Source organism: Phaeacidiphilus oryzae TH49 (genome assembly GCF_000744815.1).
GTDB classification, from domain to species: domain Bacteria; phylum Actinomycetota; class Actinomycetes; order Streptomycetales; family Streptomycetaceae; genus Phaeacidiphilus; species Phaeacidiphilus oryzae.
The window spans coordinates 4,848,363-4,870,565 of record NZ_JQMQ01000005.1; the positions used below are offsets into that span (position 1 = coordinate 4,848,363).

Genomic DNA, 22,203 nt, shown 5'->3' on the forward strand with positions numbered 1-22,203 from the left:
CCAGAACATGAGCCAGAGCCAGAGGCAGAGCAACGGCGGCGACCTCCTCGTCGAGGTGCTGCGCGCGCACGGCTGCGACACCGTCTTCGGCATCGTCAGCGTGCACAACCTCCCGCTGGTCGAGGCGGTGGACCGGTCGGCCGACGTCCGCTTCGTCCCGGTCCGGCACGAGGCCGCCGCGGTGAACGCCGCGGACGGCTACGCCCGCGCCACCGGCCGCCTCGGCTGCGCGCTGACCAGCACCGGCACCGGCGCCGGCAACGCGGCGGGTTCGCTGATCGAGTCGCTCAGCGCGGGCACCTCCGTGCTGCACGTCACCGGGCAGATCGACAGCCCGTACCTGGGCCTGGGCCGCGGTTTCATCCACGAGACCAAGGACCAGCTGGGGATGCTCACCGCGGTGTCCAAGCACGCGGTGCGGATCGGGTCGGCGGCCGAGGCCGAGGGCGTGCTGCTGGCCGCCGCGCAGGCCGCGCTGACCGCCCCCGGCGGCCCGGCCAGCGTGGAGTGGCCGATCGACCTGCAGTACGCGGCCCAGCGGCCGCGTCCGCTGACCGCGCTGGACACGGCGCCGGTCACCGCTCTTCCGGACGGACTCGACGCCGCCGCCGAGCTGCTGGCCGCCGCCCGCCGCCCGGTGATCTGGGCCGGCGGCGGGGCCGCCCGCGCCGGGGAGCCGCTGCGCGCGCTGGCCGAGCTGCTCGGCGCCGGGCTCTTCACCTCCAACTCCGGCCGGGGCGCGGTCGGCGAGGACCACCCGCTGGTGATCGGCAACTACGCCACCTCGCCCGGCGGCAAGGCACTGCTGGCCGAAGCGGACGCGATCCTCTCCGTCGGCACCCACTTCCGCTCCAACGAGACCGGCGACTACAGGCTCCAACTGCCCGCCGCCCATGTGCAGGTGGACCTCGACCCGGCCGCGCTCGGCCGGGTCTACCCGGCGACGGTCGGGCTGGCCGGCGAGTCCGGGGCCGTACTCGCCGCCCTGCTACAGAAGTTGAGCGGCCGTCAGCTCTCTGTCGAGGAGGGCTGGTCGGCGCGGGCCACCGAGACCCGCGAGGAGGTGCGGGAGAGGCAGCGCTGGGCGATCGGCCCGCAGGCCGCCGTCTGCGAGGCGATCCGGGCGCACTACCCGGCGGCCTCGGTGATCGCGCGGGACGTCACCATCCCCTCCTCCACCTGGGGCAACCGGCTGCTGCCCCTCACCGACCCGGCCACCAACGTGTTCCCCCGAGGCGGCGGCATCGGCCAGGGCCTGGCCATGGCGATCGGCGCGGCCTGCGGCCGGCCGGAGGTGCCCACCGTCCTCATCGCGGGCGACGGCGGCTTCGCCGTCCACCTCGGCGAGCTGCTGACCGTCGCGCAGGAGCGCCCCCGCCTCACCCTCGCCGTCTTCAACGACGGTGGCTACGGGGTGCTCCGCAACATGCAGGAGGCGGGAGGCGGCGACCGGCACGGCGTCGACCTCACCGCCCCTGCCTTCGACCGGCTCGCCGCCGCCGTCGGCATCGACTACGCCCGGATCGGCGCCGAGGCGGAGGCCGACCCGGTCTTCAAGGCCGCGGCCGCCGCCGAGGGGCCGGTGCTGGTCGAGATCGACCTGGCCGCCCTCGGCCCGATGAACCAGCCGTTCACCCCGCCGGTGAGCGTCCCGAACCAGGAAGGGGCGTAAGCGATGTCGCCTCAGAGGAACGAGGAGGTCGAGCTCGACCTCCTGGTCCGCCGGATGACCTGGGAGGCGGAGGACGTCCTCTCCGTCGAGCTGGTCCGCCCGGACGGCGGGGAGCTGCCCGCCTGGACCCCCGGCGCCCACCTCGACCTCCATGTCGGCGCCCACGTCCGGCAGTACTCGCTCTGCTCGGACCCGGCCGACCGGCGCGCCTACCGGATCGGCGTCCTGCGCGAGCCCAGCTCGCGCGGGGGCTCGGCGCACGTCCACGAGCGGCTGCGGCCGGGGCAGACGGTGCGGGTGCGCGGGCCGCGGAACAACTTCGAGCTGTCGCCGGCCGCCCCCGGCTACCTCTTCATCGCCGGCGGGATCGGGGTCACCCCGATCCTGGCGATGGCCCGCGAGGTGGCCGCGCGGGACGGGGTGCCGGTGAGGCTGGTGCACGGCGGGCGCCGGCGGGCCTCCATGGCCTTCGGCGAAGAGCTGCGCGAACTCCTCGGCGACCGCGTGGAGTTCGTGCCCGAGGACGAGCGCGGGCGGATCGACCTGGACAGCCTTTCCGCCGCGCTCGACCCCGGTACCGAGGTGTACTGCTGCGGGCCCGAGCCGCTGCTCGCCGCCGTGGAGGAGCGCTTCCCCGGCGCCCGTACCGAGCGGTTCGCGGCTCCTTCGCGCGAGGGGTCCGAGGCCTCGGCGGGCGAGGAGTCCGGCTTCGAGGTGGTCTGCGCCAGGAGTGAGCGGACCGTCCGGGTGGAGGCCGGCTGCTCGGTGCTGCGGGCGCTGGAGGAGGCCGGGATCGGCGTCCCGTCCTCCTGCCAGGACGGGATCTGCGGCACCTGCGAGACCAAGGTCCTGGAGGGGGCCGTCGACCACCGGGACTTCCTGCTCAGCGACGAGGAGAAGGCGGCCGGCGCGTCCATGATGGTCTGCGTCTCCCGCGCCGCCGGCGACCGCCTTGTCTTGGACGTCTGAGCCCTGTGAATGCGTGAGGAGTTGGCAATGGAGCTGTATCTGAGTCCGCGTCAGACCCGGGACGGCGAGCCCGGCCCGTACGAGGCGGAGCTCGCCAAGACCATCGAGAAGGTCTTCGGCACGGGCACCCACGACCTGCCCGGTCTGGTCGCAGGACTGAACGCCGAGGGCCTCTTCGCCCCCGACGGCCGGCCATGGACCGAGGAGTCGTTCACCGCCGAGATGAAGCGCCTGGGAGCGTGAGAGGGCAGCCATGAAGAGCATCAGCACCGACAGCACCAGCGCCGACGAGATCTTCAGGACCGGTCTGCGCAACCAGTGGTACGCGATCTGCCCGTCCTCCTTCGTGGAGAAGGGCGCCATCCGCCGGGTCACCCGGCTCGGCAAGGACTGGGTGCTCTTCCGCCGCGGCGACGGAACCGTCCACATGCTCGCCGACCGCTGCCCGCACCGCGGGGCCCGGCTCTCCCAGGGCAAGCACCTCGGCGACCGGATCGCCTGCTGGTACCACGGCGTCCAGGTGGACGGCGAGGGCACCGTCACCTCCGTGCCCGGCCTGCCGGGCTGCCAGCTGGAGGGCAAGTCCCTCGTGCAGGCCCCGCCGGTGCGCGAGGTCCAGGGCGCGATCCTGGCCTACCTCGGCGACTCGCAGCACCCGGAGCCCTGCGAGCTCACCCTCCCGGAGCATCTGACCGACCCGGACACCTCCTCCTTCCTCTGCTACGCCGAGTGGAACACCAACTGGCGCTGGGCGGTGGAGAACGTGATGGACCCGATGCACGGGTCCTTCCTCCACCGGGACTCCCACTCGATGGCGGACGGCGACACCACCGCCCGCTTCCGGATCCGGGAGACCGACCGCGGCTTCTTCTTCGAGAAGACCGACCAGGTCGGCGTCAACTTCGACTGGGTCGAGCTGTGCCGGACCGGCGTGGACTGGCTGGACCTCACCATCCCGTACCCGGCGACCGGCGGCCCCGGCGGGCACTTCGGCATCGTCGGCATGGTCACCCCGATCGACGCCGACCGCTGCGGGGTCTTCTTCTGGCGCTACCGCAAGGTGCGGGGCTGGGAGCGGGACGTCTGGCGCTTCCTGTACAAGACCACCCTGGAGCCGCGGCACTGGGCCGTCCTGGAGCAGGACCGCGCCGTCCTGGAGGCGCTGCCGGAGGACGCCGACCAGGCGGAGAACCTCTACCAGCACGACCTGGGCGTGGTCCGGGTCCGCCGGCTCTACCGCGCCGAGGCGGAGAAGCAGGCGGCGGCGATCGCCGGGGCGGGCAGCTGACGCATGGCGGGGACTTCCGACGTCCGAAGAGCTGACGCCGAGTCAGCGGTCGACTCCCGCAAGGGGGTCGGCCGCTGGCTCGGCGTGCTCGCGCTGCTGGTCGTGGTCCTGGTCTCGTACATCGACCGGGTCAACGTGTCGGTGCTGATCACCGACGACTCCTTCACCCGCCACTTCGGGATGGCCGGCGACAAGGCCTTGCAGGGCCTGCTGATGACGGTCTTCCTGGCCGGCTACGGCGTCGCCGCCTTCCTGCTGACGCCGTTCTACGAGACGGTCCTGGGCGTCCGCCGCGGACTGCTGGTCTCCCTCGCCTGCTGGGCGGTCTTCACCCTGGTCTCGCCGTACGCGGTGGGCGCGGTGACGCTGCTGGCGCTGCGGGCCCTGCTGGGCGGCTCGGAGGGGCCGCTCTTCTCGCTCAAGACGATGTACGTGCAGGAGCACTTCGAGCCCGCCGAGGTCGGCAAGCCGAACGCGGTCACCTCGATGGGGGTCTCGCTCGGCACGGCGGTCGGACTTCCGCTGGTCACCTGGCTGGTCTACAGCTGGTCCTGGCGTTCCTCGTTCCTGCTTCTCGGGCTGCTGAACGCGGTGGTCGGGCTGCCGCTGGTGTGGTTCCTGGTGCGCTCGAGGGCGCGGCGGGCCGCGTCCGCCGAGCCGCGCCCGGGCTTCGGGCGGACCCTGCGGGCGGCGCTGCGGACGCCCCGGCTGGGCTGGATCCTGCTGATCGAGATCGCCACCCTGGCCTATCTGTGGGGGAGTTCGGCCTGGCTGCCGAGCTACCTGCTGCAGGACCGGCACTTCTCCATCGCCGCGATGGGCGCGGTCTCCTCGCTGCCCTTCCTGATGAGCCTGGCCTCCGGCTTCCTCGGCGGCTGGCTGATCGACCGGCTGCCGGGGCGGCGACTGCCGCTGCTCTTCGTGGCCGGCTCGATCGGCACCGGGCTGTGCGTGGCGCTGGTGGTGGCCACCGGCACGTCCTGGGTGGCGGCCACCGGGCTCATCCTGGCCAACGGCTTCTGGGGACTCCAGGGCCCGGCCATCCCGACCCTCGTGCAGCGGCACTCCGCGCCGGGCGCGGTGGGCTCCACGTACGGGGTGGTCAACGGGGTCGGCAATTTGGTCTCGGCGCTGATGCCGACCGCGATGGGCGCGGTGATGGCCGCGACGGGCGGCTTCACAGGCGGCTACAGCCTGCTGATCGCGACCCAGGCGGTCACGCTGGTGTGCGGGGCGGGGCTGCTGCTGCTTTCGCGTGAGCGGGAGGCGTGACGGGGAGTCGATGGAAGCGCTCGTCGGCGGCTGCGGGTCCGTAGCGGGCTGGGCGCGCAGTTCCCCGCGCCCCTTGATTTGCTGCGCACATCGCGGGGCGCCCCTGAGCTGCGGCCCGAAGGGCCAGGCAGATCAGGGGCGCGGGGAACTGCGCGCCCAGCCCGCTACGGACCCGCACTCGGCGACCTCCGCTCAGCCCCGCTGCTGCTCTGCCGCGATCAACGAATGCTCCAACCGGCCGAGCAGGCCGGCCAGCATGCGCCGCTCATCGGGCGACAGCCCGGCCAGCATCACCCGCTCGTTGTCCAGATGGGCGTCGAAGACCTTGTCGATCAGCGCCAGGCCGCGGTCGGTCAGCCGCGAGTAAACGATTCGCCGGTCCTGGTCGTCCCGTTCACGGACGATCAGGCCCTCCTTCTCCAGCCGGTCCAGGCGCAGCGTCACCCCGGCCGAGCTGATCAGCCCGCTGGCCGCCAGCTGACCCGCGGTCAGCCGGTACGGGCTGCCGGCCCGGCGCAGCGAGGTCAGCACGTCGAATCCGGCGACGGAGAGGCCGAACTGGTCCAGCGACGCGGTGAGCAGGCCCTGGTAGCGGACGAAGGTCCGATGCAGCCGGGCCAGCACCTGGAGCGGCGCCGTGTCGAGCTCGGGGCGCTCGCGGCGCCAGTCCTCCGTGATGCTGTCCACGGCGTCGGCCGCGGCGGTGCGGTCCGCGGGGGCGTGGGACATGGCCTACCTCCTGACGTGAGCCAGGAAATCTTACCGCTTGAATTTCAGGCGTGTGGGCAGTTGCTCGACCTCTTCCGCGCCGCGCCCGCCCTGGGCGGAGGCCGACTGAGCGCCGGCCCCGCCCCGCCCCGGGGCCGGCGCTCAGTCGGTGCCCCTGCCGCGCTGTCCGGCCGACTGGTGCTGCCCCTGCCCCGGCCCCGGCGCCTGCCCCTGCGCCGCGCCCGGCGCCGGGTCGGGATGCGGCTTCGCCTGCGGTTGCTGGCCGGCTCGGCCGTCCCCCGGCCGTCCTCGGCCGGCGCGTGGTCCGCCCCGGCGCCGCCCGCGCGCGGTGCCCGGCCGCCCGGCCCGCGGGCCGCCGCCCCCGCGCCCCCCTGCGGGGGCACGGTCGCGGACGCCCCGGCGGTCATCCGCGCGGCCGGGTGCCGGGAGCGGAAGTTGGTCCGGTAGACCGCGGGGGAGACCCCCAGCTGCCGCCGGAAGTGCCCGCGCAGGGCCACCGGCGAGCGGAAGCCGCAGCGCCGCGCGACCTCGTCCACGGACAGGTCGGTGGTCTCCAGCAGCCGCTGCGCCTGCAGCACCCGCTGGGAGATCAGCCACTGCAGCGGCGCGCTCCCGGTGAGCGACCTGAACCGGCGGTCGAAGGTCCGCCGGGACATGTACGCCCTGGCCGCCAGGGTCTCCACATCGAACTGCTGGGAGAGGTTGTCCAGCGCCCAGGTGACCACCTCGGCGAGCGGATCGCTCCCGATCTCCTCCGGTAAAGACCTGTCGATGTACTGGGCCTGGCCTCCGCTCCGCCTGGCCGGTACGACGAGCCGGCGGGCCAGCGCGTTGGCCGCCTCGGTCCCGTGGTCGGTGCGGACGACGTGGAGGCAGAGGTCGATGCCGGCCGCGGTGCCGGCGCTGGTCAGCACGTCGCCGTCGTCGATGAACAGCTCCCGCGGGTCGACCAGCACCCGGGGGAAGCGCTTGGCGAGCGTCGGCGCGTACATCCAGTGGGTGGTCGCCGGGCGGCCGTCCAGCAGGCCGGCGGCGGCCAGCACGAAGGCGCCGGTGCAGAGGCCGATGATCCGGGCCCCCTCCCGGTGCGCCCGGCGCAGCGCGTCCAGGGCCTCCAGCGGCGGGTTCTGCCCGGGTGAGCGCCAGGCGGGGACGACCACCGTGCCGGCCCGGGACAGCGCCTCCAGGCCGTAGGGGGCGGTCATGCTGAGACCGCCGGTGGTCGCCAGCGGTCCGTCCTCGCCGCCGCAGACCAGCAGGCGGTAGCGGGGGACCCCGGCGTCCTGCCGGTCGATGCCGAAGACCGAGAGCGGGATGGAGCTCTCGAATATCGGCCCGCCGCCGAACAGCAGCACCGCCACCGTCTCCGGCCGGCGCCGCCCGGAGAGCGCCCGGGGGACGCCCTGGGGGGCCGAACCGAGGCCGGTGGCGGTGGAGTTGGCGGGATTGGCGCCGGCGCCGCCGACGCCGCCGGTCACGCCCTGCGCGCCGGGCACCCCCTGGGCGCCCGCGAGGCCGCCCGGCGGCACCGACTGGGCGGGAACGGCGGGGACGGGGGCCGAGCTCGATGCCGGGGCCGGCGGGGCGACCGCGGGTGTGCCCGGCATGGCTGCGCCTGTGGCCGCGCCGGCGGCGCCGTCCTGCACCGCCGTACTCCTGCTGACCCTGCTCAAGGCGCTCAAGCCCCCCTCGCTCGTGTAGCCCATGCACACCGGCGTCCGAAGCGGAGGGGCGCACATGCGGCATCCCGGGTGGCGGATGCCGGGCGCTCCTTGCGGGTCGCGGGCGTCATGGTTGTCCGGTCCTGTTCTGCACTGTTCCTGCTCCCCCCGAAGTGCCAAGATCGAATCTACTGGGTCCGGCGATGCTGTTGTGACAAGTTCACCATCCGACGCTATGTCGACATGGAAATTTGGCGCGAAGCATTCGATCACGAAGCGTGGCACCCGGCGGCCCGTCAGGGAAGGGGGCCTGACGGCTGGTGGCCAGTTGTCGCACGGCAGGAGTCGCCCCGGCGGCCCCGCCGCCCCCGGACTGTCGCCCGTGGGCTGCGCAGATGGCCAACACGCCTGCGCCACAACCAAGTTGACCGAAAACAAGCGTTGCACGGCGAAGTGGTCCGGGAACAGCGGTGCGCAGGGTCGTGTCGCGAACACGCTGCGAAGCGCCGGTCGCGCGCCGGGGCGCATACCGGTCTGCACGCTTCTGCACCAAACGGCGTAAAGCCGCCGCCGGCGTGTTACTGCCGAGCAGTAGGGTCGGCGGGTGACCGGAGGTGCGGAGGATGCGGGCGGCGAGGCCGGCGGGCGAGCCGGCGGACCGGGCCAGGGAGCTTACGGCGAACCGGAATCCGCGTCCTCCCTCGAACTGGCCAACGACAACGCGGCCGGTTTCTGGACGGCGCAGGCCCGCGCCTGCGGGTGGGAGACCTGGCGCTCGGACCCGGGCAGCGGCCTCTCGCTGGCCGCGGTCCGCACCCAGCGCCCGGGCGGGGAACGGCATCTGGCCTTCGTCCTGCGCGACTCGGGCGGGGCGGGCGGCGTGGGCGGCGCCGGTGGCGCGGTCGGGCCGGGCGGTGCTCCGCCCGAGGCGCTGCTGCGGGTCTTCCGCGCCTGGCACACCCGGGAGTTGAAGGTCGAGGACCCCTACCGGGTGCTGGACCTCGCGCCGTACGGCTGCGTCCGCGACCGCCCCGACTACACGGTGATGGCCCGCCGCCCGAGCGCGGCTGACGGCCCGTCGGCGACGGGGGCGGTGGCAGGCGCGGTGGCGGGCGCGGCGGCGGCCGACCGCGTCGGCGCCGACGCCGTCGAGCTCCTCCAGGCGGCCGACGCCGGCTCGCTGGCCGTGGCCGAGCGGGTCGTCGTGGAGGGGTTCCCGGTGGCCGACCGGTGGCCCTGGCGGCCGGGCGTCCTCTTCCCGCCCGAGCTGCTCGGCGTGCCCGGGGCGCGGGTCTGGCTGGCGTACCGGGCGGGTGCGGCCGCGTCCGCCTGCGTCACCTACGACGACGGGGCCGCGGTGGGCGTCTACTGGGTGGCCACCCTCCCCGCGCACCGCCGCCTCGGAGTGGGGCGCGCGTTGCTGGCGCACGCGCTCCGGCATCAGGAGGCGGGCCGGGTCGCCACGTTGACCGCGACGGCGCCCGGCGAGCCGCTGTACCGGGGGCTGGGGTTCGTCCCGGTGGGCCGCTCCCGCTGGTGGTCCCGCTCGGACGGCTGAGCCGGGGTTCCGGGCCGGAGCGGGCGCCGCGATTGCGGCTGCGGCTGCCGCTCCAGGACCAGCCGCACCGCCTCCGGCAGGGCGTCCGCCATCAGCGTGGGGTGGAAGGTCACCTGGGGCCAGGGACGCCGGTGGCGCAGCCAGACCGAGTCGAGGCCGGCCACCCGGGCTCCGGCGATGTCGGCGGGGGCGTGGTCGCCCACCATCCAGGCGGTGCCGTCCGCCAGCCGCTCGCTCAGCTCCTCGTCGTCCAGTCCGCAGCGCAGGGCCGCTATCCGGAAGATCTCCGGGTCCGGCTTCTCGTGCCCGGCCTCCTCGGAGACCACATACGCCTCGACCAGCTCGTCTATCCCGGCCGCCGCGATCTTCGCGGACTGGTGGGCGGTGTCCCCGTTGGTCACCACGCCCAGCGTCCAGCCGGCCCGGCGGGCGGCCAGCAGCGCCTCCCGGTTCTCCCCGGGGAAGCAGACCCGCTCGACCATCGCCTCCCGGTACTGGGCCGTGAGTTCGGCCATCTGCTCCTCCCGCGCGCGGCCGGTGACGCCGTAGCGGGTCAGCGCGGCCCGGAAGAAGACCTGGCGGGTGACGTAGCCGCCCCCGTCGAGGGTGGCCAGCCAGTCGAGTTCGCTCTCCGGAAGCCGGCGCTCGGCGATGAAGTCGGCCGTCCAGGCGCGGAACGCCCGGTCCCGGTCGATGAGGGTGTTGTCGAGGTCGAAGAGGAGCAGCGGCATGAGCCGCATCCTCTCAGCGCCCAGGCATATGCAGAAGGCATGTTGCGCAAGTGGGCCGAACTGGTACGTCGCGGCCGAAAAGCACCTCTTGTGGAGTACCCGTCACCCATGGGCGGACCGCCGGTTGAGCTGCGGAACGGCCGAAAACGGTTGCCGGGAGTGGAGTGAAGCGGGCAGGTCGGGGGCATGTCCGCTCAGTAAGCGCACACCGTTGCACAACTGCGTCGCCTCCGGCATGCTCCCAGGAACGCGCCCGGGAGCAGAGCCGGCGACATCGCCCATGAGGGGGAACCATGGGATCCTCGCGCTCCGCGTCTGGGCGCGGACGGAGCGTCGCCGTACCCTGGACCAAGGAGGTCGCGCAAGCCCTTGCCCGGTCCGATTCCGCGACGCGCCGAACCGATCGGATCCCACAGCTCCCATCCCCCTCACGCCCGCCGAATCGGCTGGACCGCAGCACCCGCACCCTCCTACCTGCCGACCCCATCTCGCCGAAACGCCCATAGCCATGGCTGGATACGAGCTTCCAGGCCGCCGCGACGGTAAGCCCCCGCGCAAGTCGAAGCCGCCGAAGTCCCTGACCTCCCGCGCTCCAGAAGACCCCGAGACCCCAGAGACCCCCGACTCCGCTGACTCCGCCCCAGGGGCCGCCGTGCCGAACCGCCGGACCGAACTGCAGTCCAGCACCCAGTCCGCCGCCTGCGACCCCGCCTTCCTCCACGGGGTGGTGGTGGGGTTCGACGGCTCGCTCTCCAGCGAGCACGCCCTCGCCTACGCGGTGGGGATGGCCCGCCGGGCGGGCTCCGGACTGGTCGTGGTGCACGTCGCCAACCGCCTGCCGGCGACGGTCTGGGCGGGCTGTGAGCCACCGGTCTTCGTGGACGTGCCGGACCACCGGACCGAGGTCCTCGGCCTGGAGCTGGCCTGCTCCGACTTCCTCTGCGACATCCCCTGGGTGCTGGTCGAGCGCGGCGGCGACATCTGCCACGAGCTGGAGGAGGTGGCCCGCGAGTACTCCGCCGACGCGATCGTCGTCGGCGGCACCCACGGGCTCCTCGGGCGGATCTTCGGCTCCGTCTCCGCCCGCCTGGCACGCCGGGCCGACCGGCCGGTCATCGTCATCCCGTAGCGGTGCGGCCTACCCGGCGCGGCCGCGCGTTCGCGCGCCGGGCGGCAGCGCCGGAGGCGCCCGTCAGGGGCGCGGGGAACTGCGCGGCCGGCGCGCCACGGCGGCGCACACGGCAACGGCGACTGGGCGGCAACCCGGACCCCGCCGCCGAGTACAGCGGCTGCCCCCGCCCCGCAGCTCCCCTGCGCCTCCGACGCACGCCCGCGCCCCCGACGCGCGCCCGCGCCGCCGCGCCGGCGGCGCCCCTCAGCTCGCGGCCAGCCCCAGCTGCCTGGCGATCAGCATCCGCTGGACCTCCGACGTCCCCTCGCCGATCTCGAGGATCTTGCAGTCCCGCCAGAACCGCGCCACCGGGTACTCGTTCATGAACCCGTACCCCCCGTGGATCTGCGTGGCCTCCCGCGCGTTCGTCACCGCCGCGTCGGAGGAGAACAGCTTCGCCATCGCCGCCTCCTTCTTGAACGGCTCCCCGGCCGACATTCGCGAGGCCGCGTCCCACCACGCCAGCCGCGAGAGATGCGTCCGCGTCTCCATGTCCGCGAGCTTGAACTCGATCGCCTGGTTCGCCCCGATCGGCCGCCCGAACGCCCGCCGCTGCCCGGCATAGCGCACCGACTCGTCGACACACCCCTGCGCCAGTCCGGTCGACAGCGCCGCGATGGCGATCCGCCCCTCGTCCAGGATCCGCAGGAACTGCGCATAGCCGCGCCCCCGCTCACCCAGCAGGTTCGCCGCCGGAACCCGGCAGTCGGAGAAGGAGAGCTCGTGGGTGTCCGAGGCGCTCCAGCCGACCTTGGAGTACTTGGGGGCGACAGTGAACCCCGGTGTCCCGGACGGCACGATGATCGAGGAGATCGACCGGGCCGGCGAGGACTCCTGGTCCTCCGTCACCGCGGTGACGGTGACAAGACCGGTGATGTCCGTCCCGGAGTTGGTGATGAAGCACTTGGTGCCGTTGATCACCCACTCGTCGGTCGCCTGGTCGTAGCGCGCGGTGGTCCGCGTGCCGCCCGCGTCCGAGCCGGCCTCCGGCTCGGTGAGGCCGAAGGCGCCCAGCAGTTCGCCGGAGCACAGCCGCGGCAGCCACTCCCGCTTCTGCTCCTCGCTGCCGAAGCGGTAGACCGGCATCGCCCCCAGTGACACCCCCGCCTCCAGCGTGATGGCCACCGAGGAGTCCACCCGGGCCAGCTCCTCCAGGGCGAGGCAGAGGGCGAAGTAGTCCCCGCCCATCCCCCCGTACTCCTCCGGGAAGGGCAGCCCGAACAGGCCCATCCGCCCCATCTCGCGGACGATGTCGTAGGGGAACTCGCCCTGCTCGTAGTACCCGCCGATCTTCGGCGCGACCACGTCCTGGGCGAACTCCCGCACCGTCCGGCGCAGTTCCTCGTACTCCGGCTCCAGCTTGTGGTTCGGCATGCGGTGGACCCCTGTTCTGGTTCGCGGGCTCAGGAAGGTGTGGTCAGGGCGCGGACGGCCCGGGAGGGGCTGGGGCGGCCGAGACGGTCGGCCATCCAGGCGCTGGTGGCGGCGAGGGCGGGGAGGTCCACGCCGGTCTCGATGCCGAGCCCGTCCAGCATCCAGACCAGGTCCTCGGTGGCGAGGTTCCCGGTGGCGCTCTTGGCGTAGGGGCAGCCGCCGAGCCCGCCGGCCGAGGAGTCCACCGTGGTGACGCCGAGCTGGAGCGCCGCCAGGGTGTTGGCCAGGGCCTGCCCGTAGGTGTCGTGGAAGTGGACGGCGAGCCGGTCCGCGCCCACCCCGCGCTGCTCGAAGGCCCTCAGAAGCGCGGCGACCTGCCCCGGCGTCCCGGTGCCGATGGTGTCGCCGAGGCTCAGCTCGGTGCAGCCGAGCTTGAGCAGCTCGGCGCCGACCGACGCGACCTGGCCCACCGGGACCGGCCCCTCCCAGGGGTCGCCGAAGCACATCGACAGGTAGCCGCGGACCCGTATCCCGGCCTCGACGGCCCGGGCGACCACCGGGGCGAACATCTCCATCTGCTCGTCCAGCCCGCGGTTGAGGTTGCGCCGGGCGAAGGACTCGGTGGCGCTGGCGAAGACGGCGATGTCCGCGCAGCGCAGCTCCAGCGCCCGGTCGAGCCCGCGGGTGTTGGGCACCAGCACCGGCAGCCGGAGCCCCGGGTACTCCTCGGGCAGCCCGGCGATCAGCGGCATCAGCTGTTCTGCGTCGGCGAGTTGGGGCACCCACTTGGGGTGGACGAAGCTGGTCGCCTCGATGGTGCGCAGGCCGGCCCGGGCGAGCCGGCCGATGAACTCGTGCTTGGTCTCCAGCGGGACGGTCGAGGATTCGTTCTGCAGCCCGTCCCGCGCGCCGACCTCGTGGATGCGGACACGGGACGGCAGCCCGGACAGGGGCGTCCGGTCGGGCAGTCCGAGTTCGGTGATCACGGCTGTTCCTCCACGGGTTCGGTGGCCGGGTGCGCCGGCGGTTCGGCGGCGACGACGGCGAGGAGTTCGTCCATGGCGACGGTCGCCCCCGGCCGGGCCTTGAGCCGTTCGACCAGGCCGTCGTGCGGGGCGGCGATGACGTGCTCCATCTTCATCGCCTCCAGCACCAGCAGCGGCTGGCCCTGCGTCACGCGGTCGCCCTCGGCGACCTTGACCAGGGTGACCGTGCCCGGCATCGGGGCGTTGAGCGCCCCGCCGTGCGCGGCCGCCGGTCCGGCGAGGGCGAGTTCGGCCAGCGGGTCGTGGGGAGCGAACGACCAGGTCTCCCCCCGGGCCGAGAGCCAGACCGTGCCGTCCGGGGCGGTGGCGGTGGTCCAGGCGGTGGTCAGCCCGTCCAGCGTGATCAGCAGTCGCCGGCCGACCGCGTTGTCCGCATCCTGGCACAGCCGTACGACAACGGGCGGATTCTCCCCGTGCCGTACTTCGAACGTGTGAACTGATCCCTGATCAGTTGCGTTGTCGGCGGCGTCAGTTAGCGTGGTGGCACTCGCCGGGCGGATCCGGATCTCCACCGGTTCGCCGCCCGCGTCGGGTCCCGAGCGGGGCACCAGGCGGTGCCGGGTCCAGGCGGGCTCGGCCCCCAGGCGCCAGCCGGAGGGCCGGGCGAAGGGGTCCTGCCAGCCGGTCCGCGGATCGGCGGCCGGGGCGAGGGTGAGCTGCCGGACCAGGGCCGCGACGGAGAGCGCGTCCCGGGTGTCGGCGGCGGGCGGTACGGTCAGCTCCGGATGGCGCTCGACCAGGCCCGTGTCCAGATCCCCGGAGCGGACCTCCGGGTGGTGGAGCAGCCGGCGGAGATAGCCGGCGTTGGTGGTGACGCCGAGGATCCGCGTCCCGGCGAGTGCCCCGCGCAGCAGGCGCAGGGCGCTCTCCCGGTCCGGGCCGCGGGCGATCACCTTGGCCAGCATGGGGTCGTAGGAGCTGCCGACCTCCGTACCGGCGGCGAGCCCGGAGTCCACCCGGACCCCGGTCCGGTCCAGGGGCCCGGACGGTTCGTCGAGGAGCAGCACGGTCCCGCCGGTCGGCAGGAAGTCGCGGGCGGGGTCCTCGGCGCAGATCCGGGCCTCGACGGCGTGGCCGGAGAAGGAGAAGTCGGACTGGGTGAAGGCCAGCGGTTCGCCGGCGGCCACCCGCAACTGCTGCTCGACCAGATCAAGGCTTGTCGGACCAGAGGCGCCGGGCAGCCCGTCGATGGAGGCGGCCAGCTCGGTCACCGGGTGCTCGACCTGGAGGCGGGTGTTCATCTCCATGAAGGAGTAGGAGGAGGGATCGGCGGTGGGAACGATGAACTCGACGGTGCCGGCCCCGGTGTATCCGCAGGCCGCGGCCGCCCGTACGGCGGCCTGGCCCATGGCGGCCCGGGTCTCCGGGTCGAGGAGGGCGGAGGGCGCCTCCTCGATCAGCTTCTGGTGCCGGCGCTGCAGGCTGCACTCGCGCTCGCCGAGGTGGACGATCCGGCCGTGGGCGTCCGCCAGCACCTGGATCTCGATATGCCGCGGCCGGTCGATCCACCGCTCGACCAGCAGGGTGTCGTTGCCGAAGGAGGCCCTGGCCTCCCGCCGGGCGGCGGCGATCTCCTCGGCCAGCGCGGACTCGTCCCGGACCAGCCGCATCCCCTTGCCGCCCCCGCCGGCCGAGGGCTTGAGCAGCACCGGCATCCCGATATCCCGGGCGGCAGCGGCCAGCTGATCGTCCGTCAGCCGGTCGCCCTCGCTGCCGGGGACGACCGGGACGCCGGCCTCGGAGACCGCCGCCTTGGCATGGATCTTGTCGCCCATCAGCTCGATGGCCTCGGCCGGTGGGCCGATGAAGACCAGTCCGGCGGCGGCGCAGGCCCGGGCGAAGCCGGCGTTCTCGGCGAGGAAGCCGTAGCCGGGGTGGACGGCCTCGGCGCCGGTGCGGGCGGCGGCGTCCAGGATCGCCTGGATGTCCAGGTAGCCGCCGATCTCCACGGCGGTGTCGGCGTCCCGGACGTGCGGGGCGTCCGCGTCCGGGCGGGTGTGGACGACCACGGAGCGGATGCCGAGCCGGCGCAGGGTGCGGATGACGCGCCGGGCGATCTCCCCGCGATTGGCGACCAGTACGGTCTCGAACATTGACAACTCCACAGTGGCGTCGGCTGGGCAGCGGTGCTGGCGATGCGTCACATCCCGGTCGGTCACATCCGGAAGACGCCGAACGGTCCGCGTTCCGGCAGCGGGGCGTTGGCGCAGGCGGAGAGGGCGAGGCCGAGGACGGTCCGGGTGTCCAGCGGGTCGATCACCCCGTCGTCCCACAGCCGCGCGGTGGCGTAGTACGCGTTGCCCTGCCGCTCGTACTGCTCGCGGATCGGGCGGCGGAACTCCTCCTCCGCCTCGGCCGGCCACTCCTCGCCGCGCGCCTCGATGCCGTCCCGGCGCACGGTGGCCAGGACGGAGGCGGCCTGCTCCCCGCCCATCACGGAGATCTTGGCGCCCGGCCACATCCACAGGAAGCGCGGCGAGTACGCCCGGCCGCACATCGAGTAGTTCCCCGCGCCGTACGAGCCGCCGATCACCACGGTCAGCTTGGGGACGCGGGTGGTGGCCACGGCGGTCACCATCTTGGCGCCGTGCTTGGCGATGCCGCCCGCCTCGTACTCGCGGCCGACCATGAAGCCGGAGATGTTCTGCAGGAAGAGGAGGGGGATCCCGCGCTGGTCGCAGAGCTCGATGAAGTGGGCGCCCTTGACCGCGGACTCCCCGAAGAGGATCCCGTTGTTGGCGACGATCCCGACCGGGTGGCCGTGGAGGTGGGCGAAGCCGGTGACCAGGGTGGGGCCGTACTCGGCCTTGAACTCGGCGAAGCGGCTGCCGTCGACCAGCCGGCCGATCACCTCGCGGACGTCATAGGGCGTGCGGGGGTCGGCCGGGACCACGTCGTAGAGCTCGGCGGGGTCCTCGGCGGGCGGCTCGACCGGGCGGACCTCCCAGGGGCGGGGGGCGCGCGGGCCGAGGCCGGCCACGATGGTGCGGACGATGGCCAGGGCGTGGGCGTCGTCCTCGGCGAGGTGGTCGGTGACCCCGGAGATCCGGGAGTGCACCTCGCCGCCGCCCAGCTCCTCGGCGGTGACCACCTCTCCGGTGGCGGCCTTCACCAGCGGCGGGCCGCCGAGGAAGATCGTGCCCTGGTTCCGGACGATCACCGCCTGGTCGCTCATCGCCGGCACATACGCCCCGCCGGCCGTGCAGGAGCCGAGGACGGCGGCGATCTGCGGGATGCCGGCCGCGGACATCGAGGCCTGGTTGTAGAAGATCCGGCCGAAGTGCTCGCGGTCCGGGAAGACCTCGTCCTGGAGGGGGAGGAAGGCGCCGCCGGAGTCGACCAGGTAGACGCAGGGGAGGCGGTTCTCGGCGGCCACCTCCTGGGCGCGGAGGTGCTTCTTCACCGTCATCGGGTAGTAGGTGCCGCCCTTGACGGTGGCGTCGTTGGCGATCACCAGCACCTCGCGGCCGGAGACCCGGCCGATCCCGGTGATCAGCCCGGCGGCGGGAGCGTCCCCGTCGTAGAGGCCCTCGGCGGCGAGCGGGGAGAGCTCCAGGAAGGGGGAGCCGGGGTCGAGGAGGGTGTCCACCCGGTCCCGGGGGAGGAGCTTCCCGCGCGAGGTGTGCCGGGCGCGGGCGCGCTCCCCGCCGCCCAACCGGACCCGGGCGAGCCGGGCGCGCAGGTCGGCGGCGAGCTCGGCCTGGGTCGGCGGGGCCTCCCCGGTCTCTGCGGCCCGGGGGGCGGCGGCGGTGCCGGTGGTGTCGATGGTGTCGCTGCTCATGCGGAGGGTCTCCAACGGCGGGGAGCCGGGTCGGATGTGAATGAGCGTTAACGTCTGCCGTCAGGTTAACCGTGGATAACAGCCTTGTCTACGATGACCCCATGGCGAACTCCCCGAACGGCGACACCCCGCGCCGCGAGCAGATCCGGCGCGAGGCGGCCCGGCTCTTCGCCGCGCGCGGCTTCCTCGGCGTGGGCGTGGACGAGATCGGGCGGGCGGTCGGGATCAGCGGCCCCGGCCTCTACCGGCACTTCCCCGGGAAGGACGCGATGCTGGCCGACCTGCTGGTCGGGATCAGCGAGCGGCTGCTCGCCGAGGGCAGCCGGCGGGCGGGCGAGGCGACCGGGCCGAGGGAGGCGCTGGAGTCGCTGATCGAGGGCCACATCGACTTCGCGCTGGACGAGAGCGCGCTGATCATCCTCCACGACCGGGAGCTGTTCAACCTGCCGGAGGACGACCGGCACCGGGTCCGCCGACTCCAGCGCCGCTACGTGGAGTTGTGGGTGGAGGTGGTGCGGCGGGTCTTCCCCGCGCTGGCGGAGGAGGCGGCGGAGCCGCGGGCCCGGGCGGCGGTGCACGCGGTCTTCGGCCTGCTGAACTCGACCCCGCACAGCCGGTCGCTCGACGACCGGGCCGAGATGGCCGCGCTGCTGCGCCGCCTGGCGCTGGGCGCGTTCGCCGCGGCTTGATCCCTTCCCCCGGCGGGAACCGCGCGGCCCTTGAGTCGCTGCGCACCCTCGCAGCGCGCGCTCAGGCCGGCGTCAGCCCCGCCGCCGACAGCAGGTACGCCGTCATCGGCTCGTAGAGGTGCGGCTCGACGTCGTCGTCCAGCGGGACGGAGACCAGCAGGGAGCCCTCCGCCTCGCCGAGGAACAGCGCCGGGTCGTTGCAGTCGGCGAAGCCGATCGTGGGGACTATCCGGGAGGCCGCCGCCCCCGCCCAGCCGTGGTCCGCGATCACCAGATCGGGAAGCTCGGCGCCGCCGGCCTCCAGCCGGTCCAGCAGCGCCCGCATCGGCTCCGGCGAGTGGGTGTGCGGCAGATGGCCGCGCTCCTGCAGTACCGCCACCGCGCCGATCCGCCGGATGTCCTGGCTCCCGCTGTCCCCGCCGAGCTTGATCCCGCCCGGCGGAAGGACGATCTCGCAGCCCGCCGCGGCCAGCGCCCGGGCGAGGTCCTGGTAGACCGGGAGCATCCCGGCCGGATGACCGGTCGCGAAGAGCACCCGCTGCCGCTGGGCGACCGCCTTCCGCAGCAGCTCGGCGACCCGGTCCAGCGCGGCCACGCAGCGCTCGGAGGAGATGGTGTCCTGCCCGTTGGTCCGGCTCGGGTCGGGGTCCACCCCGCAGCGCTCGGCCATCACGGACAGCACCCGGGACTCGTCCGTCCAGCGGTCGCCGAGGTCCAGGCCCAGCCAGTAGTAGCGTTCGCCGTCCGCCAGCGCGCGGTAGTGCGCGCGGTTGTTCTCCCGGCTGGTCGCCACCATGCCGGTGATCAGCGCATCGTCCAGATACGCCTTCAGCGACTCCCGGGACGGGACGGGGGTGCGTGTCAGGTGATCGATCGGCATGTCTCCCATTGTCACCCGCGGGCGCACCGGACCCGGCGGTCGAAGGGACAATCCGTGGTGGGTGATGCGTCACAGCCAGCGCAGCGCGAACCAGAGCTCCGCCCGTTCCCCGGCGTCCGAGAGGTCGGTGTCCAGGACCCGGGCGACCCGGTCGATCCGCTGCCGCACGGTGTTCCGGTGGAGCTCGAGCGCGGCCGCCGTACGGTCCCAACTCCCGTGCAGCGAGAGCCAGGTGCGGAGGGTTTCGAGGAGGGCGTCCGGGCCCGGCTGGCCGGCGGCGGCGAGCGGGGCGAAGCGCTCGCGGGCGAGGGCGGCGGCGCGGTCGGGGTCGACCAGGTCGGCGAGCCCGGGCCGATCCGTCCGGCCGGGGCGGTGGCGGACCGACGGGCTGCCGGTGGCCAGCGCGCGGCGCAGGGCGCGCCCGGCCTCCGTGTCGGCGGCGGCCAGCCGGTCGGCGGAGGCGGGTGCGCTGAGCCCGAGGGTCCAGCCCAGCCGGGCCGGGACGTCCAGCCCGGGGCCCCGGGCCTCGTCCGGGACCGGGATGAGCGCGCGGAGGGTGCCCGCGGCCGCGTCCAGGTCGAGATACGGCGTGCCGAGCGCGGTGGCCAGGGCCGCGCGGTGGACCGGACCGGCGTCCCCGCCGAGGTCGCCGCGGCGGCCGTGGACGACCAGCCAGCGCGGCTCGGCGCGGTCCGGCTGGAGGAGGGCGGAGACCTCCGCGGGCGCCCCGCCCGGCCCGCCGAGCAGCAGGCGGACCAGTCCGGCCCCGCCGCGGCCGGCGTCCCCGAGCGCCTGCCGGGGCCCGGTCAGCAGGGAGAGGAGCACCACTCCGAGCCCGGTCACCGAGCGCTCCACGGAGGTGAGCCGGGCGCCCGGCGCCGCCGCCAGGCCGAGCACCGGGGCTCCGCTGCCGGGCAGCGCCTGGGTCACCAGCAGCCCCTCCGGATGGTGCTCGGCCGCCGAGGCCGGCGCCGGACCGGTGGCCGGCGGCAGCCGCCGGGCCAGGGCACACAGCCGGGCGCGTACGCCCGGGGCGGGGGAGGGGCCCGCCGAGAAGAGCTCGCGCGGCTGCCGCTCACCCCGGTCGTAGAGGACGGCCCAGGAGTCCAGCCGGACGGCGAGCTGGCGGAGCACGGACTCCACCGCGTCCGGGCGCGCGGCCGCCGAGGCCAGCGCCGCCTGCGCCTCGGAGATCCGGCGCAGCTCCTGGCTGCGCGCCTCCGAGACGGCGAGCTGGAAGGCCCGGCCGACGGCCACGAACGGGGTCGGCGGCGGCACCCGCAGCAGCGGGAGGCCGTGCCGGTCGCAGGCCGCGATCAGCGCCGGCGGCACCTCGGCGTGCACGGGGGTGACGCCGAAGCCGATCGCGGCCGTGCCCGCCGCGGCCAGCCGGCCCACGTAGGCGTCCACCTCCCGCTCGGTGGCCGGGAAGTGGACGCCCGCGGTGAGGACGAGTTCTCCGCCGAGGAGGTAGCCGGTGGGGTCGTCCAGCTCGGTGGCGCCCACGACGGAGATCGGCGGGTCGCCGACCGGCCCCGACGCCGGCCCGGCGATCCGGGTCAGGCCCAGGTCGGGGCGGTCGAGAAGGGTGCTCAGCGGGACGGCGGGGCCCTCGCCCGGGTGCGAGGGGGGCATCGGCGGCGGGGTCGGCATGGTGGCGGGTTCGTCCATCGCAGCGGGGAATGTTGGATGAAACCTACACTTCTGCGGGCTTGCGGGCGGCCACTAGCGTCCTCCCCAGCTCATTCCGGATCGGACCGCCGCCCCGGCTGACGCCGACCGGAGAGCCGCGCAGCCGCGCATCCTGCCCTCTCCCCGCCGCCCGGAGGCATCCATGGCCGTCGACTACCTCGTGATGATCGTCTACCTGGCCGGAATCATCGGGGTCGGCTGGTGGGGGGCCAGACGCGCCCGCTCGAAGAGCGAGTTCCTGGTCGCCGGCCGCCGGCTCGGCCCGCTGATGTACACCGGCACGATGGCCGCCGTGGTGCTCGGCGGGGCGTCCACCATCGGCGGCGTCGGCCTCGGCTACAGCTACGGCCTCTCCGGAGCCTGGATGGTGGGCGCGATCGGCCTCGGCCTGCTGGCGCTGAGCGCCTTCTTCTCGGCCCGGATCGCCCGGCTGAAGGTCTACACCGTCGCCGAGATGCTCTCCCTCCGCTACGGGGATGCGGCCGGCGTCATCTCCGGCGTGGTGATGTGGATCTACACCCTGATGCTGGTCGTGACCTCCACCATCGCCTACGCCAGCGTCTTCGACGTGCTCTTCGACATCCCGCGCTGGGCGGCCGTGGTGATCGGCGGAGTGATCGTGGTCGGCTACTCGGCGCTCGGCGGGATGTGGTCCATCACCCTCACCGACATGGTGCAGTTCGTGGTGAAGTCGATCGGCGTGCTGATCCTGCTGCTGCCGTTCGCGCTGATCAAGGCGGGCGGCTTCGGCGGTCTTCAGGCGCGGCTGCCGCACGGCTACTTCTCGCCGACCTCGATCGGCGGCGAGACCGTCTTCACCTTCGTGCTGATCTACACCTTCGGAATGCTGATCGGCCAGGACATCTGGCAGCGGGTCTTCACCGCCCGCAACGACCGGGTGGCCCGCCTGGGCGGTACCGTGGCCGGCCTGTACTGCCTGGTGTACGCGCTGGCCGGGGCGCTGATCGGGGCCGCCGCCAAGGCCATGTACCCCCACCTGGCGGTCGCCGACGACGCCTTCGCCACCATCGTCAAGCACCTGCTGCCGACCGGCGTCCGCGGTCTGGTGCTGGCCGCCGCGCTCTCCGCGATGATGTCCACCGCGAGCGGCGCGCTGATCGCCTCGGCGACGGTGGCCAACAACGACATCTGGCAGCGGATCAGGAACGCGGTCCGGCGCGGCGGGGACGGCGCCGGGAGCCCCCGCAAGAAGGACGAGGTGCGCGGCAACCGGATCTTCATCCTCCTCCTCGGCGCGGTCTCGATCGTCCTCGCCTGCGTGCTGAGCGATGTGGTCTCCGCCCTCACCGTCGCCTACAACCTGCTGGTCGGCGGGCTGCTGGTGCCGATACTCGGCGGCCTGGTGTGGCGGCGCGGCAACCTGGCCGGGGCGCTGGCCTCGGTGATCGTCGGCGGCCTCACCGTCATCGTCCTGATGGTCACCCAGGGCGTGCTGGCCAACGAGCCGATCTACTACGGCCTGCTGGTGAGCCTGGTCGCCTACCTGGTGGGCAGCCTGGTGACCCGGCCCACCGACCCGGCCGTGCTGGACCGCTGGCGGGAACGCCTGGCGGGACGCGGGGCCGAGGGCACCGGCGAGGACGCCGAACCGCAGCCGTCCGTGCGAGCCGCCTCCGCCTGAGCGGCCGCCGGAAGCGAAGCAAGAACGACGAGGAAGACCAGAAAGGGG

17 protein-coding genes and 1 pseudogene are annotated in these 22,203 nt (G+C 74.0%); 9 read left to right on the forward strand and 9 right to left on the reverse strand.

Annotation, left to right across the window (positions count from 1 at the left end):
• The first annotated feature begins 7 nt into the window (after positions 1–7).
• The 5 genes from BS73_RS25220 to BS73_RS25240 are packed head-to-tail and all read left to right on the forward strand — an operon-like array spanning position 8 to position 5,201.
• The gene (locus tag BS73_RS25220) at positions 8–1,672 is read left to right on the forward strand and encodes a thiamine pyrophosphate-binding protein (protein ID WP_037576212.1); all 1,665 of its coding nucleotides are present in this window, start codon (positions 8–10) and stop codon (positions 1,670–1,672) included.
• A 3-nt stretch (positions 1,673–1,675) separates the two neighbouring features.
• Positions 1,676–2,641, forward strand: coding sequence for a PDR/VanB family oxidoreductase (locus tag BS73_RS25225; protein WP_037576216.1), 966 nt, complete (start codon positions 1,676–1,678; stop codon positions 2,639–2,641).
• A 27-nt stretch (positions 2,642–2,668) separates the two neighbouring features.
• Positions 2,669–2,884, forward strand: a complete 216-nt coding sequence (locus BS73_RS25230; RefSeq protein WP_152617714.1) for a recombinase-like helix-turn-helix domain-containing protein — start codon at positions 2,669–2,671, stop codon at positions 2,882–2,884.
• Positions 2,885–2,894: 10 nt separating this feature from the next.
• A complete protein-coding gene (locus BS73_RS25235; RefSeq protein ID WP_037576221.1) occupies positions 2,895–3,929 on the forward strand; it encodes an aromatic ring-hydroxylating oxygenase subunit alpha in 1,035 nt (344 codons plus the stop codon).
• Between the two features lie 3 nt (positions 3,930–3,932).
• Positions 3,933–5,201 (forward strand): MFS transporter, encoded by a 1,269-nt coding sequence (locus BS73_RS25240; protein ID WP_051940507.1) that lies wholly within the window; start codon positions 3,933–3,935, stop codon positions 5,199–5,201.
• 192 nt (positions 5,202–5,393) lie between these two features.
• Here BS73_RS25240 and BS73_RS25245 read toward each other — a convergent pair whose 3' ends face one another.
• Both BS73_RS25245 and BS73_RS25250 read right to left on the reverse strand, forming a co-directional pair.
• Positions 5,394–5,930: a MarR family winged helix-turn-helix transcriptional regulator gene (locus tag BS73_RS25245; protein WP_037576229.1), complete on the reverse strand. Its 537-nt coding sequence runs from the start codon at positions 5,928–5,930 to the stop codon at positions 5,394–5,396.
• A gap of 427 nt (positions 5,931–6,357) precedes the next feature.
• A pseudogene (locus BS73_RS25250) lies at positions 6,358–7,324 on the reverse strand (GlxA family transcriptional regulator); the annotation flags it as partial.
• Positions 7,325–8,195: 871 nt separating this feature from the next.
• On the opposite strand from BS73_RS25250, the gene BS73_RS35035 reads away from it, so the two are divergent.
• Entirely contained in the window at positions 8,196–9,149 is a 954-nt protein-coding gene (locus BS73_RS35035) for a GNAT family N-acetyltransferase (protein WP_051940510.1), read from the forward strand.
• Here BS73_RS35035 and BS73_RS36520 read toward each other — a convergent pair.
• Positions 9,032–9,880, reverse strand: a complete 849-nt coding sequence (locus tag BS73_RS36520) for an HAD family hydrolase (protein ID WP_161789703.1) — start codon at positions 9,878–9,880, stop codon at positions 9,032–9,034. The two genes, BS73_RS35035 and BS73_RS36520, sit on opposite strands and share 118 nt — an antisense overlap.
• A gap of 652 nt (positions 9,881–10,532) precedes the next feature.
• On the opposite strand from BS73_RS36520, the gene BS73_RS25265 reads away from it, so the two are divergent.
• Positions 10,533–11,009, forward strand: a complete 477-nt coding sequence (locus tag BS73_RS25265) for a universal stress protein (RefSeq protein ID WP_051940512.1) — start codon at positions 10,533–10,535, stop codon at positions 11,007–11,009.
• Between the two features lie 246 nt (positions 11,010–11,255).
• On the opposite strand, the gene BS73_RS25270 is transcribed toward BS73_RS25265, so the two are convergent.
• The 4 genes from BS73_RS25270 to BS73_RS25285 all read right to left on the reverse strand — a co-directional run bounded on the left by BS73_RS25270 (position 11,256) and on the right by BS73_RS25285 (position 17,252).
• Entirely contained in the window at positions 11,256–12,425 is a 1,170-nt protein-coding gene (locus BS73_RS25270) for an acyl-CoA dehydrogenase family protein (RefSeq protein ID WP_037576231.1), read from the reverse strand.
• 29 nt (positions 12,426–12,454) lie between these two features.
• Entirely contained in the window at positions 12,455–13,411 is a 957-nt protein-coding gene (locus tag BS73_RS25275) for a hydroxymethylglutaryl-CoA lyase (RefSeq protein WP_407675055.1), read from the reverse strand.
• On the reverse strand, positions 13,408–15,564 hold the full coding sequence (locus BS73_RS25280; protein WP_051940515.1) for an acetyl/propionyl/methylcrotonyl-CoA carboxylase subunit alpha: 2,157 nt from the start codon (positions 15,562–15,564) through the stop codon (positions 13,408–13,410). The genes BS73_RS25275 and BS73_RS25280 overlap by 4 nt, the downstream gene beginning before the upstream one ends.
• A 62-nt stretch (positions 15,565–15,626) precedes the next feature.
• Positions 15,627–17,252: a carboxyl transferase domain-containing protein gene (locus BS73_RS25285; protein ID WP_037576234.1), complete on the reverse strand. Its 1,626-nt coding sequence runs from the start codon at positions 17,250–17,252 to the stop codon at positions 15,627–15,629.
• A 101-nt stretch (positions 17,253–17,353) separates the two neighbouring features.
• On the opposite strand from BS73_RS25285, the gene BS73_RS25290 reads away from it, so the two are divergent.
• Positions 17,354–17,941: an SACE_7040 family transcriptional regulator gene (locus BS73_RS25290; RefSeq protein ID WP_037576237.1), complete on the forward strand. Its 588-nt coding sequence runs from the start codon at positions 17,354–17,356 to the stop codon at positions 17,939–17,941.
• A gap of 61 nt (positions 17,942–18,002) precedes the next feature.
• Here BS73_RS25290 and BS73_RS25295 read toward each other — a convergent pair whose 3' ends face one another.
• Positions 18,003–18,821 (reverse strand): phosphatase, encoded by an 819-nt coding sequence (locus BS73_RS25295; RefSeq protein ID WP_037576240.1) that lies wholly within the window; start codon positions 18,819–18,821, stop codon positions 18,003–18,005.
• 69 nt (positions 18,822–18,890) lie between these two features.
• Positions 18,891–20,492: a PucR family transcriptional regulator gene (locus tag BS73_RS25300; RefSeq protein ID WP_235215521.1), complete on the reverse strand. Its 1,602-nt coding sequence runs from the start codon at positions 20,490–20,492 to the stop codon at positions 18,891–18,893.
• Between the two features lie 163 nt (positions 20,493–20,655).
• Here BS73_RS25300 and BS73_RS25305 point away from each other — a divergent pair, with 163 nt between their 5' ends.
• Positions 20,656–22,155, forward strand: coding sequence for a sodium:solute symporter (locus BS73_RS25305; protein ID WP_037576243.1), 1,500 nt, complete (start codon positions 20,656–20,658; stop codon positions 22,153–22,155).
• Positions 22,156–22,203 lie beyond the last annotated feature (48 nt).

Coding starts and splice junctions, on each gene's coding strand:
- BS73_RS25220 (WP_037576212.1), top strand. CDS start 8: ATGAGCCAGAGCCAGAGGCAGAGCAACGGCGGCGACCTCCTCGTCGAG.
- BS73_RS25225 (WP_037576216.1), top strand. CDS start 1,676: ATGTCGCCTCAGAGGAACGAGGAGGTCGAGCTCGACCTCCTGGTCCGC.
- BS73_RS25230 (WP_152617714.1), top strand. CDS start 2,669: ATGGAGCTGTATCTGAGTCCGCGTCAGACCCGGGACGGCGAGCCCGGC.
- BS73_RS25235 (WP_037576221.1), top strand. CDS start 2,895: ATGAAGAGCATCAGCACCGACAGCACCAGCGCCGACGAGATCTTCAGG.
- BS73_RS25240 (WP_051940507.1), top strand. CDS start 3,933: ATGGCGGGGACTTCCGACGTCCGAAGAGCTGACGCCGAGTCAGCGGTC.
- BS73_RS25245 (WP_037576229.1), bottom strand. CDS start 5,930: ATGTCCCACGCCCCCGCGGACCGCACCGCCGCGGCCGACGCCGTGGAC.
- BS73_RS36520 (WP_161789703.1), bottom strand. CDS start 9,880: ATGCCGCTGCTCCTCTTCGACCTCGACAACACCCTCATCGACCGGGAC.
- BS73_RS25270 (WP_037576231.1), bottom strand. CDS start 12,425: ATGCCGAACCACAAGCTGGAGCCGGAGTACGAGGAACTGCGCCGGACG.
- BS73_RS25280 (WP_051940515.1), bottom strand. CDS start 15,564: ATGTTCGAGACCGTACTGGTCGCCAATCGCGGGGAGATCGCCCGGCGC.
- BS73_RS25285 (WP_037576234.1), bottom strand. CDS start 17,252: ATGAGCAGCGACACCATCGACACCACCGGCACCGCCGCCGCCCCCCGG.
- BS73_RS25290 (WP_037576237.1), top strand. CDS start 17,354: ATGGCGAACTCCCCGAACGGCGACACCCCGCGCCGCGAGCAGATCCGG.
- BS73_RS25295 (WP_037576240.1), bottom strand. CDS start 18,821: ATGCCGATCGATCACCTGACACGCACCCCCGTCCCGTCCCGGGAGTCG.
- BS73_RS25300 (WP_235215521.1), bottom strand. CDS start 20,492: ATGGACGAACCCGCCACCATGCCGACCCCGCCGCCGATGCCCCCCTCG.
- BS73_RS25305 (WP_037576243.1), top strand. CDS start 20,656: ATGGCCGTCGACTACCTCGTGATGATCGTCTACCTGGCCGGAATCATC.